At 64.1% G+C, this 13,514-nt stretch carries 11 protein-coding genes and 1 pseudogene; 9 read left to right on the top strand and 3 right to left on the bottom strand.

Going from position 1 to position 13,514, the window contains the following annotated elements; all coding sequences use genetic code 11:
• Positions 1 to 4 precede the first annotated feature (4 nt).
• The 7 genes from QGG75_06975 (at position 5) to QGG75_06945 (ending at position 6,179) form a co-directional block, all read left to right on the top strand.
• A complete protein-coding gene (locus QGG75_06975) occupies positions 5 to 772 on the top strand; it encodes an ABC transporter ATP-binding protein (protein MDP6066980.1) in 768 nt (255 codons plus the stop codon).
• Entirely contained in the window at positions 765 to 1,583 is an 819-nt protein-coding gene (locus QGG75_06970; GenBank protein MDP6066979.1) for an ABC transporter permease, read from the top strand. Before QGG75_06975 ends, QGG75_06970 begins: the two co-directional genes overlap by 8 nt.
• Positions 1,580 to 2,698 (top strand): FAD-dependent oxidoreductase, encoded by a 1,119-nt coding sequence (locus tag QGG75_06965; GenBank protein ID MDP6066978.1) that lies wholly within the window; start codon positions 1,580 to 1,582, stop codon positions 2,696 to 2,698. The genes QGG75_06970 and QGG75_06965 overlap by 4 nt, the downstream gene beginning before the upstream one ends.
• A complete protein-coding gene (locus QGG75_06960; GenBank protein ID MDP6066977.1) occupies positions 2,679 to 2,972 on the top strand; it encodes a (2Fe-2S)-binding protein in 294 nt (97 codons plus the stop codon). Before QGG75_06965 ends, QGG75_06960 begins: the two co-directional genes overlap by 20 nt.
• Positions 2,969 to 4,417: an FAD-dependent oxidoreductase gene (locus QGG75_06955; protein MDP6066976.1), complete on the top strand. Its 1,449-nt coding sequence runs from the start codon at positions 2,969 to 2,971 to the stop codon at positions 4,415 to 4,417. The genes QGG75_06960 and QGG75_06955 overlap by 4 nt, the downstream gene beginning before the upstream one ends.
• Before the next feature lie 218 nt (positions 4,418 to 4,635).
• Positions 4,636 to 4,815, top strand: coding sequence for an FAD-dependent oxidoreductase (locus tag QGG75_06950; GenBank protein MDP6066975.1), 180 nt, complete (start codon positions 4,636 to 4,638; stop codon positions 4,813 to 4,815).
• Between the two features lie 71 nt (positions 4,816 to 4,886).
• The gene (locus QGG75_06945) at positions 4,887 to 6,179 is read left to right on the top strand and encodes an adenylate/guanylate cyclase domain-containing protein (protein ID MDP6066974.1); all 1,293 of its coding nucleotides are present in this window, start codon (positions 4,887 to 4,889) and stop codon (positions 6,177 to 6,179) included.
• Between the two features lie 551 nt (positions 6,180 to 6,730).
• Here QGG75_06945 and QGG75_06940 read toward each other — a convergent pair.
• Positions 6,731 to 8,350, bottom strand: a complete 1,620-nt coding sequence (locus tag QGG75_06940) for an adenylate/guanylate cyclase domain-containing protein (protein MDP6066973.1) — start codon at positions 8,348 to 8,350, stop codon at positions 6,731 to 6,733.
• Between the two features lie 433 nt (positions 8,351 to 8,783).
• Between QGG75_06940 and QGG75_06935 the strand changes: the two are divergent.
• Together QGG75_06935 and QGG75_06930 are read left to right on the top strand one after the other, a co-directional pair.
• Positions 8,784 to 9,950: pseudogene (locus QGG75_06935) on the top strand (acyl-CoA dehydrogenase family protein).
• A gap of 33 nt (positions 9,951 to 9,983) precedes the next feature.
• Positions 9,984 to 10,607 carry a TetR family transcriptional regulator gene (locus tag QGG75_06930; protein ID MDP6066972.1) on the top strand — a complete coding sequence of 208 codons (624 nt, stop codon included), beginning with the start codon at positions 9,984 to 9,986 and terminating at the stop codon, positions 10,605 to 10,607.
• A 6-nt stretch (positions 10,608 to 10,613) separates the two neighbouring features.
• On the opposite strand, the gene QGG75_06925 is transcribed toward QGG75_06930, so the two are convergent.
• Both QGG75_06925 and QGG75_06920 read right to left on the bottom strand, forming a co-directional pair.
• On the bottom strand, positions 10,614 to 11,852 hold the full coding sequence (locus QGG75_06925; protein MDP6066971.1) for an MFS transporter: 1,239 nt from the start codon (positions 11,850 to 11,852) through the stop codon (positions 10,614 to 10,616).
• Positions 11,853 to 12,140: 288 nt separating this feature from the next.
• A complete protein-coding gene (locus tag QGG75_06920; protein ID MDP6066970.1) occupies positions 12,141 to 13,511 on the bottom strand; it encodes a DUF4384 domain-containing protein in 1,371 nt (456 codons plus the stop codon).
• Positions 13,512 to 13,514: the final 3 nt, after the last annotated feature.

The raw sequence follows: 13,514 nt of genomic DNA, 5'->3' as shown, positions 1-13,514 counted from the left end.
GTCTATGGATCTTCGCCTCGAACACGTCTCTCATTCCTATGGCGACGTGGAGGTTCTGCACGACCTCGAGCTGACCATCAAGAGCGGCGAGATCGTCTGCATCATCGGCCCCTCGGGCTGCGGCAAGTCGACTCTGCTGCGGCTGATCGGCGGTCTCGAGCTGCCCGGCGCCGGCCGCATTCTGCAGATCGGCGAGCCGCCGGCGAGTTCGCTCAATCCGCTGACCTACATCTTCCAGGATTTTGCCCTGTTGCCCTGGCGCAGCGTCGAGGGCAACGTCAGCCTGGTGCTCGAGGATCACGGCCTGGGCCGGGCGCAGAAGGCGGCAATCGTCGAGGACGTACTCAGCCGCACCAAGCTCAGCGATTTCAAAAAGGCGCTGCCCCGGCAGCTCTCGGGCGGCATGCGCCAGCGCGTCGGCATCGCCCGGGCGCTGAGCGTCAACCCCGCCGTCATGCTGATGGACGAGCCGCTGTCGGCGCTCGACAGCCAGACCCGCGAATTGTTGATGGACGATCTGGTGGATCTCTGGACGCGGGAAAATTTCACCGCCGTCTATGTCACTCACAACCTGGCCGAGGCGGTGCGGCTGGGCCACCGCATCGTCGTGCTGTCGCGCCGCCCCGGACGCATCCGCGAGGTCGTCGATATCGACTTGCCGCTGGCCGCCCGCACCGTGGGCAAGGCCGAGCTCGAGGATACCCAGCGCCGGCTTTGGCAAATGCTGCGCGACGAAGCGCGGGCCGCAGATAGGGAACTGGCCGATGTCTGACACCGTGACGAAATTACCGCCTGAGGCCGCCAAACCGGTGCGCTTTCGGGGCGGCGGCTTCCAGCCGGTACCGCTGGGGCTGCTCTCGCCCCTGGTCTTCGTGGGCGTCATCGGGTTTTGGGAGATCGGCTCGCAGACTGGCCTGATCGGCCAGCTGGTACTGCCCGCACCTTCCGAGGCCTTCGAGGCTTTTCGCCAACTGCTCACGTCGGGCCTGCTATGGAAGCATCTCGGTGCCTCGCTGCAACGTCTCGCCATCGGCTGGACCAGCGGCACCCTGTTGGGCATCACGGTGGGCATGATGATTGCGCTCTTTTCCCTCGCCCGGGCTTCGTTGCAGCCGCTGGTTTCGGCCATCTTTCCCATCCCCAAGATCGCGCTTTTGCCGCTTTTCATCATCTGGTTCGGCATCGACGAGGGCTCCAAGAACGCCACCATCCTGTTCGGGACCTTTTTTCCTACCGTCATCGCCACCTACTCGGGCGTCGACAACGTCGACCGCACACTGATCCGCATGGGCCAGTCCTTCGGCCTCTCGTGGTGGTCCATCGTACGCAAGATCGTTTTGCCCGGCGCGCTCCCCGCCATCCTGGCGGGATTTCGCATCTCCGCCTCGATCGCCATAATTTTGCTCGTGGCGGCCGAGATGATCGGCGCCGAATTCGGCGTCGGCGCCTACGTCCTGCTGGCTGGCAGCCTGATGGCAACGGACCAGTTGATCGCCGGGGTCGCCCTGCTCTCCATCATGGGGCTGACGGTGGCCTGGCTGATCGGCAAGGCCGAGAGGTATTTCTTGCGTTGGCGGACGTGAGCGGTCCCGATGTCACGGTGATCGGCGGCGGCCTGGTCGGCAGCGCCATCGCCTACGGCCTGGCCAAGCGCGGCCTCAAGACCACGATCCTCGACGAGGGCGACGTGGCGCTCAGGGCCTCGCGCGGCAACTTCGGCCTGGTGACGGTGCAGGGCAAGGGCGACGGCCGGCCGGAGTACGCCCGCTGGTCGCTGCACTCGGCAGGGCTCTGGCAAGGCCTGGCCGACGAACTGAAGCAACTCACCGGCGTCGACGTCGGTTTCGAGCAATCCGGCATCGCGGTCATCTGTCTCTCGGAGGCCGAGGACACGGCCCATCGCGGCTTGATGGCGAGGCTGACGCGAGAGGCGGGGGCCGCGGGCTATGATCACGAATTCCTCGGCCGGCCGGAGCTCGCCGGGCGGCTCCCCGGCCTCGGCGAAACGGTGGTGAGCGGCTGCCTCACGCCCCACGACGGCCACGCCAATCCCCTCAAGTTGCTGCGAGCGCTGCATGCCGGGTTCCTGGCCCGGGGCGGCGCATACCGGGCGGAGCAAAAGGTCGCCATGATCGAGCCGGCAAAGCGGAGCGGTTTCCGCATCTCCACTGCCCGCGAGGTCGTCAATTCGGACAAAGTCGTAATCGCCGCCGGCTTGGGATCGCAAGGCATGGCCGCCCAGCTTGGCATCCATGCACCGCTGGTGCCCTCTCACGGCCAGTTGCTGGTCAGCGAACGCATCGCGCCGAGATTCCATATGCCCACCAACCTGGTGCGCCAGACCCGCGAGGGCAGCCTCATGCTGGGCTATACCGCCGACGACCTGGGATTCGTTACCGGCACCCGGCCCGACCTCGCGCGTGATATCGCCTTTCGCGCCCGCCTCGCCTTTCCCTTCATCTCCGACTTGCGCGTGGTGCGCACCTGGGCGGCGCTCCGCGTCATGACGCCGGACGGTTTTCCGCTCTATCAGGAATCGGCCAAGCATCCCGGGGCCTTCGTGGCCGCCTGCCACAGCGGCGTGACGTTAGCCGCGGTGCATGCCCTCGAGATCCCCGATTGGATCGCCGGCCAGCCGCTGCCCGGCAACCTCACCTGCTTCGGATCGGATCGTTTCGATGTTCAAACGGCTGCATGACACCAGCGACCTCGTGAACATCGTTTTCGAGGGCGAGAGCCTGCCGGTGCCGCGAGGCGAAAGTGTGGCCGCCGCCCTGCTGGCGGCCGGTGCCGGTCACTTGCACAAATCCGCCGTCTCGGGCGAGCCGCGCTCGGCGCACTGTCTGATCGGAGTCTGCTTCGATTGCCTGGTGGAGATCGACGGCGTGGCCAATCGCCAAGCCTGCCAGGAGCCGGTACGCGAGGGCATGTCGGTACGGCGACAGTCCGGCCCCCGTGAGGTGGCGCCATGAATGCCGCTCACCACCTGGCGGTGATCGGCGCCGGCCCGGCCGGCCTGGCCGCCGCCACCGTGGCGGCCGATTGCGGCCTCGAGACGGTGGTTTTCGACGAAGGGCCTGCGCCCGGGGGACAGATCTACCGATCCATCGAGGAGGTCACCCGGGAGCGGGCCGGCGATCACGCCCTGCTTGGCGAGGAATACGGCCGCGGCAACGGGCTGGTCGCCGCTTTCCGCGCCAGTGCCGCCAGTTACCTGCCGCAAACCAGCGTCTGGGAGATCACGCCGGACGGCGAGCTTGGCATCCTGGGGCCCGAAGGGGCCCGGCTGTTGGGCGCCCAGCGCGTGCTGATAAGCGCCGGCGCCATGGAACGGCCGATGCCGGTGCCGGGCTGGACGCTGCCCGGCGTGATGACGGCGGGGGCCGCCCAGACGCTGCTCAAGTCGGCCGCCCAGGTGCCCGACGTGCCGCTGGTGCTGGCCGGCAGCGGGCCGCTGCTGTACCTCGTGGCCTGGCAACTGGTGCAAGCCGGGGCGCCAGTGCAAGCCGTGCTCGACACCACGCCGCGGGCCAATGCCTGGCGGGCGCTTCGCCACCTGCCCGGGGTCTGGCCGGAAGCCGCCACCTTGGTCAAGGGCTGGCGCTGGATGCGCGAGATCAGGAGCCATGGCGTGCGGGTTCTGTCCGGCGTCTCGGCGTTGCGTTGTCTCGGCCAGGGACGCCTCGAGTCCGTGGCCTACCGGATCGGCAGCCAGGACGAGGCACGCATCGATTGTCAACTCACGCTGCTGCATCAGGGCGTCATACCCAACCACCAGCTCGCCGCCGCCGCCGGCTGTGCCCAGGCCTGGGACGAAACCCAGCTCTGCTGGCGCACCGCCAGCGACGCCTGGGGGGCTACCGATGTCGCCGCCATCGCCGTGGCCGGCGACTGCGTCGGCATCGGCGGTGCCCTGGCGGCCGAACGCCAGGGCCGCTTGGCCGGTCTCGACGCTGCCTGCCGGCTTGGCGCCATAAGCGCGGAGGAACGCGACCGCCGCAGCTATCCCGAGCGCCACGAATTGGCCCGCCAGATGGGCCTCAGGCGCTTCCTCGACGCCTATTTCCGGCCCGCGGCCTGGCTGCTGGCGCCGCCCGAAGACGACACAGTGGTCTGCCGCTGCGAGGAAGTCACGGCCGGCGAGCTGCGCCAAGTCGTCGACCTGGGCTGCCCCGGACCCAACCAGGCCAAGGCCTTCACCCGGGCCGGCATGGGGCCTTGCCAGGGCCGCATGTGCGGCCAGACGGTTTCCGCCGTCATCGCGGCGGCCCGCGGCCTGCCCGTGGCCCGGATCGGCGAGGCCCGGGTGCGGCCGCCGCTGAAGCCCATCACCGTCGGCCAACTGGCCGAGATGCAGGGCGTCGACCACGACGTCAGCCTCAGCGGCGGCCTGCCCGCGGCACCCAAAGAAGCGTGACCGTGATCGAAGCCGATGCCGTCGTCATCGGCCGAGCTCCGCCGCCTGGTGCCGGCACTGGCCGATCATTGCCTCGGCGGCCTGGTGGTGCGCCAGGACGGTTCCGCCAGCCCCTACCATATGACAATGGCCTTCAAGCACGCCGGCGAGGCGGCGGGGGTGCGCTTCGATGAGGGGGTGCGGCTTCTCGGCATCGGCCAGACCGGCTGCCTGACGACATCCCGGTCGTCGGCCCGTCGCGCAAGGCGCCCGGCATCTTCCATGCTTTCGGTTTTTGCGGCCACGGCTTTCAGTTCGGCCCCATCGTCGGCCGCATCATCGCCGACCTGGCGCTGGACGGCGGCTCCAACCTGCCCATCGAGGCATTTTCCATTGCCCGCTTCCGGGCCGAGGACTGATCCAGGCGGATTTCGCGGAGAAAGCGCCCCGCTCCCTTGACGCTCCGCCGGGTTCGTCCAATCCTGCCGGCATGAGCCAACCCCAAAGCCATCACATCGACCCGGAAAAGGATCCGGTGGTGCGGCAACTGCTGCTGGAGGCGGACCGCTCCACCCAGCGTTTCACGGCCTACGTACGCCTGGCGCTGGGACTGGTGCTGAGCACCAACGTCGTGCTCATCGGTCCCGAGTTCCTGCACGGGACCTGGCTGCTGGAGGCCCACATGGGCCTCTACCTGGCGCTGGCCCTGTTGTCTCTGCTGCTCTCCAGCAAACGCCTGTTCCGGCCGTTCTGGGCACCGGTGTTCATCGTTCTGGACGTGCTTTGGATCTATGCGGTGACGCTGAACGGGCTGAATCTCCTGCAGCTTCCTCTGGCCCGCTTCATCGAGTTGCCGCCCTTTCTGTTCATCTTCATCTTCATCGGGCTGGCCGGCCTGCGCTTCACACCGACCGCCATGCTGGCGGGGCTGGCCACTTTCATGGTGATGGACGGTATCATTATCAGCCTCTATCTGGCCGATCAGCTGCCCTGGCCGCTACTGAACGAACATCCTCTGTTCCAGGTCGGCACCAATGTGCTGCGCATCACCATCATCATCGCTGCCGGCGTGATTGCCGCCATCGGTTCCTATCGCTCGCGCCGCTTTCTCGCTCGTGCCTTGGCGGCGCGGCGGCAGCGCGATTTCGTCGAGCGCACCTTCGGCAAATTCGTGCCCGAGGCCGTGGCCCAGGCCATCATCGCCGATCAGGGCATGTTGCAACCCATGCAGTGCACCGCCACCATTCTCTATACCGACATCCAGGGTTTCACCTCGGTGGTCGAGGCCACGGACCCGCAGGCCGTGGTGGACATGCTGAACGCCTACTTTGCCGCCCTGGAAAAGGCCATAAGCACCGAGCACGGCATCATCACCCAGTTCCAGGGGGACGCCGTGCTGGCGGTGTTCAACGTGCCGCTGGACCAGCCGGACCATGCCGACCGGGCGCTGGGCGCCGCCCGCGGCATCGAACGGGTGACGCAGGAGCAAATGTTTGCCGGCCACAGGCTGACCACCCGCATCGGCATCGCCACCGGCCAGGTGGTGGCGGGCAACGTCGGCGGCGTGGAACGTGTGGGCTTCACCGTGCACGGCGACGCGGTGAACCTGGCGGCACGCCTGCAAGAAAAAAACAAGGAGACCGGCACCCGCTTGCTGCTGGCCGAGGAAACGGTGGCGGCGCTCAGCGACGCCTCGGCGCTGCGGCCGGTGGGGCGCGTGCAAGTGCGTGGCAGGGAGCGGCCGGCCTCGGTCTATAGCTGGAAGGAGGCTACGGCCGAATAGGAGTGATTAATTCGGTTTCGGCATGAGCCGCCATTGAGGCGGCGGCCCAGGCGATGGCCAACTACGGCAATCGATTCAGCCGCACCGAAGCGGATCTTCTGATTTTGAAATGGATGGTTGGATTCGTCCTGGCCGGTACGGTGCCGCTGCTGTTCACGGCCTTCACGTAGGCCAGATATGCCCCGCATCGCGCCGCCCGACTTTCGTGGGTTCGGCGTCCGCTGCTGAGGGTACAGTGAGCATGCCGGGAGCGGGGCCGAAGCGACACGATTGACCCACACCGGACACCAGCAGTCGAATGAGGTTTCAGGTCGGGAACCACAAATCGAGGGATTTCGTTGCTTGGACTCAAAAAAGGCCGCCGACCTAGCGAATAGATTTGATCCCAGCTAACGCATTACTCAACGACGGAGAAATATTTGAGGTCAAACATATCGGCCTCAACATACTCATTCTTCTCGGCTCGCGTTCCGCCAGGATTGCGATAGATCGGAAAACAGAATTTGCGGCCGATCAATAGATCCTCAGAAATAACGCAATTCAAATTTCCTTCAATATGTGATTTGCCTGATACCGTCACGTATCAACGCGTAGGCAAGATGGCGAGATACATATTCGGGATAGTCCGGTTCATAACACATCCCCAGCTTCATGAGCCTGATACCCTCAGCCGGTTGACCGCTCACAACCTTGGTCGAGCCACCGATATTATGAGCGTCCCCGCCTGCCGGCGCGAGTTCTAAAACGCGGTCGACGTTTGCGATCGCTGAGTCATGTTTCCTTTCGTAGGCATCTAGTGATGCCAGAATAAGATAGGGGTTGACGCTCGGTATCAGAGACAAAGATTTTTCTGCGAATTTTCGCGCAAGATGCATATCCTTTTTTCGATTCTTACTAATGTTTATCACTACTTTCTGCCAATGTATCCATCCCATTAGAAAGTTCGCTATGGCCGAGTTAGGTTTTCGCTTGTAAAGATCCGACCATATTTTCTCAGCAGTTCGGTGCCCTTTTTTGCTCCATTCCAGAAAATGTGCCCGCCCCTGCACCATCAAGCGATAACTCTCGTGATCGCCTGACAACTCACGCCACTCTCTGGCTTGCTCACCGAGCGTCAGTTTGACGTGCATTTCTTCCAGAATTCTTTGTGAAATATCGTCTTGCAGATCAAAAAGATTGAGACCCTCCAGCTCACGATCATAGCGTTCCGCCCAAAGGTGTCCGCCATCCACAGCGTCGACCAACTGTGCCGTCAAGCGAATTCTGTCGCCGCTCCGTTGCACGCTGCCTTCCAGCACGTAGCGCACGCCGAAGCGTTCGGCGACCTCTTGGACTTGCACCGGCTTGTTCTTGTAGGTGAAGCTCGAGTTGCGGGCGATTACGAAGAGGTCGGGCGAGCCCGAGAGCACGGCGATGATGTTTTCCGTCAGGCCGTCGCCGAGGTAGTCCTGCTCCGGGTCGCCGCTCAGGTTGTCGAAGGGCAGCACGGCGATGGAAGGTTTTTCGGGCAGCTTGTAGGCGAACTTGCTCCGGTCCGCCGGTTCGAAGTCGGGCTGCTGCCACCACCACGTGCCACCAGCGGCGATCGCCAGCAGTATTGCAGCAGCGACCAGGGCAGGCCACTTCCATGCCATGACGGGGCGGCGCGATGTCTCGGTCGCTTTGCCGTCGAGCAGAACGCGATAGACCCGTACCGGCCTGGCGACGTTCTTGACCTCGATTTCGCCCATGTCCTCGAATTGGTGGTCCAACCGATTGAGAACCCGATTGTGGACCGCGCCGGAGATGCAGATGCCGCCAGGTTCTGCCAGTGCCTCGATGCGGGCGGCAATGTTGACGCCCTCCCCGTGAATGTCTTCGCCGTCATCGATGATGTCTCCGAGATCGATACCCATGCGGAAGTCGAGCCGACCTACCGCCAGCCTCTCCTGCATTGCGACAGCACATTCAACGGCCGCCTGCACTGTCGGGAACTCGGCGAGGAAGCCGTCGCCGGTGTGCTTTACGATGTGGCCGGCGTGACCGGATATGGTGGGATCGATGATGTCTGAACGGGCCGCTTTCCAGGCCGCGACGGTGCCGTCCGCATCCTGCTCCATGCGCCGGGTGTAGCCGACCATATCGGCCGCAAGAATTGCCGAGAGCCGCCTCTGGTCGCCACCATCGCTCATGGGCCGACACTCGTCCGAACCTGGGGGTAGAATTATACTCGATCATTTAGCGTGTGGCGAATCCGTGTGGGAATTTCTATCGGCCTGGCGACCAACAAGGACAGCCGAGGTCTCCTCATGGCTAATCGCGACAGTTCGAGGCACCGCCTGGATCGTCCGAAGCTAGGGTCAAAACTGATGTGGCAGGCCGCCGAAAACCGACCGACCCGACCTCCCCCCCTACTTCACCACCAAGCTCGCCTCGCTGATCGTGGCCTCGGCGATGGAGCGGAAGGTGCCCACGAGCTTGAAATCGAGGCCGGCGGCGGGTGGTCGACCGGGCCATACAAATCCCTGGCGGGGGGGGGAGATCTGCGGCGCTGATGTTGACAGGGCGAAGGCGTGCAATATTATTCGAATATTCTTCGACTATTTAGCGACAAGAGGCAGCGAAATGGATTTCTCCCCGAGCCCCGAGCAACAGGCCTGGCAACGAGAATGCGAGGCCTTTGTCAGCACCGAACTGCAGCCTTGGGACGACCAGATCGAACGTCAGGGGATCGTCCCCGAATCGGCCCTCGAGGGTTTGCGGCGCATGGGCATGTTCGGCCTGAACACGCCAAGCGAATATGGCGGATCGGGCCTTTCCATGGTGGAGACCTGTATCGCCATGCGGGAGCTGGCCAAGGCACACATTGCCTACTACTACATTTCGGGCCTCAATCTTCACATTGGTTCGAAAGGGCTGGAACTCGACGGGACGGAGGAACAGAAGCAGCGTTGGCTTCCCGAAATGGCATCCGGAAGGCAGGTTACAGCCTTTGCCCTTACCGAACCGGGGGCCGGGTCGAACGCCGCTTCAATAGCGACAACGGCTGTTCGTGACGGCAATCATTACATTCTCAACGGCCGCAAGATCTACATCACCAATGCGCCGATCGCCGGTATTTTCACAGTGTTCGCCAGAACCTCGAACACCAAAGGCACGGGCGGAATATCAGCCTTTATCGTCGAAGCCGGCACGCCTGGTTTGCGCATCGGTGAGTTGCAGGAAATGCTGGGGGGCAATGGCTCGACACATGCCGAAGTCATTTTCGAGGATTGCCGTGTTCCTGAAGACTGTTTGCTCGGCGGCCAGGAGGGCCAGGGCTTCCGCACGGCGATGAAATGTCTGGATGCGGGCCGCGTATGCTGGGGCTCCTATTGCGTCGGCGCCGCAGAACGTTTGCTGGATCTGACCCTGGATCAAGTCAGCACAAGACAACAGTTCGGCTCTCCGCTGGCAGCCAACCAGGGCATCGCCTGGCAACTTGCCGATATGAAAAGCAGCCTTCATGCAGCGACGCTGGTGGCCGCCGAGGCTGCCTGAACCTATGACCACAATCCCCAGCACCGCTCCGTGCGCAGTGCCATGTCCAAGTTGATCGGTGGCGACATGGTGTTCAAGGTCGCAGATACCGCCCTGCAGCTTTTTGGCGGCTCCGGTTACAGCCGCTCCACACCGATTGAAAGGATCTGGCGCGAAGTGCGGGTGGTGCGCATTCTGGATGGCACGTCAGAGATCATGCGCAGCATCGTGGCGCGGGGATTGATGGCGGAACATTCCGCGGCCGGCACCTGAAGCCGCCCTGAAGCCGCCCCTGAAGAGGCCCTGATGTCGCGCCTCAAGGTCAGACAGGCCCGCAGTATCGCGCGCCGGGAGGCGATCGTTGCCGCCGCCATCCAGGTCTTCGGCAAGGATGGCGTTCACGCCGCCACCTTGACCGGCATCAGCCGCGCCGCAGGGGTACCGCTGACCAGCATCTACGACTATTTCGACAGCAAGACGGCGCTGCTGGCCGCCCTGCCCGAGACTATTTTCGCCGCCTTTTTCGCCCAAATCGATGCCGACCTCGAGGCCCGGCCGGACCCGGTCGATAAGCTCGAATGCTTTTTCATCCGGACGCTGGAATATATGGAACGCCATCCGGACTGGGCCAGGGTCTTCTTTCTCGAGATTTGGCCGGCCGTGGTGGCCGGCGAGCCCGAAATCCGCCAGGCGGTCGATGCCTTCGGACACCGCGTCATTGGCATCGTCGCCAGCGGTATCGAGAACGGCAAACTGTCGGCCAACAACGATCCCTATCTGATCATGTCCATTCTTCTCGGTACCATGGCGCACCTTGTTTCCGTCTGGCTGCTCTATCAGGCACCTTATGATCTGGTGACGCAGGGCCGGCGCTCGATGGCGCTGATGCGGCGCCTGATCGAACCTGATGGGCCCGGGGCTTCGAAGTAAAGCCGGCTACTCTGCCGCGGCGGCTTGTGCCTCGGGAGTTGGCAGCTTTTTCGGCAGGATCGCCACGGCGGCTAGTATCACGATGGCGGCACCGGCAAGGATGCGAAACAAGGTGTCGAAGCCCCAATTCTGATAGACGAAAGCAATCAAGGGCAAGGTTGTCGCCAAGACGGTGAAACTGACGACATAGCGAACGCCGTAGATGCGGGCCCGATAGGCGCCGCTGGCGGTCTTGCCGATCATGTAGTCATTGATGGGAATTTGACCAAAGGCGCCAAGCATGAAGCCCAGCGCCACGGCCAGCGCCATCCCGTCCGTCAAACCCGGCATGGCCAGGAAGAAGACCAATTGGATCAGCGCCACGGCCATGAATACCAGGCGTGGGCCCAAGCGGTCGAGCAGGCTGCCGACCACCAGCTGAGCCAGCGAGGCCACCGCGAATACGATGAAAGCCAGGGAGCCGATCACGGTGGCCACGTCACCCTGGCCGGCGGCAGCGGTGCTGCCGGTCCAGAGGGACAGCTCGGCTGCCAGGCCTTGCAGACGTTCGTCGAAGATCTTCGGCAACGCGAAGGTCGTGGCCTGGAAGATCACGGAGGAGACGGCGGCGGTCAGAAAGACGATCGCCGACACGCGAATCAGCAGGGCGCGGTACGAGGGCGAGGGCTTCACCTCGACAGCGATTTCCTTGGGCCCCGTTGCCTGGCGCTCGGCCTGAATATTCTTCCGCCGCAGCATCAAGTACGCCAGCCCCATGACAAGGGAAAAGAGGCCCGGAAGGATAAACGCCATGCGCCAACCGCCATTGTCGATCAGGTATCCGGTGATGAGCGCGGCGCAGGCCACCCCGAGATTGCCCCAGACACCGTTGGCGGCAATCCGCAGGCCCGTGTTGCGCCATTTCGTGGTGACGATGGCCAGGCCCACGGGATGGTAGATGGCCGCGAACATGCCGATCACGAACAAACCGGCGCCGATCTGCAAGGGCGTGGCGGTGAAACCCGTAGCGATGGACGCCAGACCGATGCCAATGAAAAACACACACATCATGCCGTCGCGGCTCCATTTGTCGGCGAGCCAACCAGCCGGGAGCGAGAAGACACCAAATGCGAAGAACCCGGGCGTCGCATAGGCCAAAAGTTCGGCGTAGCCGATTCCCCATTCCCGATACAGCACCAGGGCCGCGACCGTGGCGAAAACCAAGGTGAACAAGTGGTCCAGGAAATGACCGATGTTCAGCAACAAGAAATACCATCGATCCCGGTCCATGGGCCCGTCTTCCCCTGAATGGTCGCGCACCCCTGGGAAAATCACCTGGGTGCTTTGCCGCCCGTGACCCGGCAAAAAATCCGGGTTACCAGGCCAGCGATGGCGCCGACGGCGACAGCCAAGCCATGCTCGGGGTAGATCATCACCGGACTCTGGAAGTCAACCTGTCGCCGCCATTGCCACAGCGCCTCACCCTGCCGGCGACGCCGCAGGCCCGGCCCCAGCCTCTCGTCTTCCCTGCGCAAGACAGTTGGAATCGCCCCCCTACTTCACCACCGTCACCACCAAGCTGGCCTCGCTGACTGTGGCCTCGGCAATGGCGTGGAACGTCCCTACGAGCTTGAAATCGAGGCCGGCGGGCAGCGGCGCGAAATCCTCGCTGCGCCAGGCCCGCGGCAGCTCCCGCATGACGTCGCGGTTGGTGGCGAAGCATTTGACCAGGTCGATGCCGGCCGGTTCGGTGACGTTCAAGTCGAAGGCGTAGCGCTCGTCGGGGATGCTCAGCGCCCGGCCGCCGGGGATCTTGGCGTCTTTGTGATAGCGGTTGGGGAAGATGCGGAACCAGGTGCGGTCGGATTGGCGGTAGAAGCAATAAAGCCAGGCCTCGCGGTCGGTCTGGATGTCGAGCACCAGCTTGTCGCCGACGCGGTAGCTGGGGTCGGGCCCACGCGGGCTGGAAAGCTCGAGGCGGTGGGCGCCCAGGCCGTCGTTGTTCAAAAGCCCGGTGGGGAAGTTGCCGGCGGGCCGCAATTGAAGGCCCCGGGGCGGGCGCACGTGGCCGGTCCAGGCGACGCTTTCGCCGGCCGCGTTGCGCAGCTTGAGGCGGAGATCGACGCTGGATTCGAAATCCCAATAGGTGCCTTCGAGGACGTAAACGCCCTCGCCTTTCTCGCTGCCTTTTTTGTAGCGCTTGACCACCAGCTTGCGCTCGCTCAGCACACTGGCGAAGTGCTGGCTGAGCACGGCACCGATCTGCTCCTCGACGTAGCGGCTGAAGGCGGTCTGTTGGCGGCTCGACTGGAAGCGCACGCCGGCCAGCCTGAGCTCGCGCATGTCGGCGGCATGGTCGCGGAAGTGCTTGGCTGCCCGGGCCACTCCCTGCTTGAGTGAGAGCACGGTGCCGGCCGCCGCTGCTGGCAGTTTGCGGGCTTCGGTCGAAGCGATGATGGTGCCGGTGGAACGGCCCGCCCCCATGGCCTTGTAGACCAGGCTCACCGCGCCGCCCTCGAGGCGGATGGTGCCGACGACCAGGACGTCAGCGGCGGCGTTGTCGCTGACCAGGGCCACCGGGTCGTCGACGCCCCCCGATTCGTCGAGGTCCTTGATCACTTGGCGCAGCTCGCTCCGCCCGACGAATTCGAAATGCTTACGCGCTTTGGCCTGCAGCGCCGCCAGCAGGGCATCATTGAAGGCGTTGGCGGCTTCGGGGGTTACCGGGATGTCGTCGCGCGGGCCGAAGGGCCAGAGCGCGATGCGGATGCGGCCCTTGCCCTTACGCCAGGCACCGAGACCGCTCAGCAGTTCGTCGGCCAATCCAGCGAATACGGCATTTTCGGAATTTGCCGCCTGGGCTACAGGGATCACGATGGAAAACACCAGAGCGGCACAGAGAACCAGCCGGACGGCTGCGGCCACTGC

It is taken from the genome of Alphaproteobacteria bacterium (genome assembly GCA_030740435.1).
Taxonomy (GTDB): Bacteria; Pseudomonadota; Alphaproteobacteria; order UBA2966; family UBA2966.
Note: the sequence above shows the minus strand (reverse complement) of the source record. Positions and strands in the feature narration are given on the sequence as shown.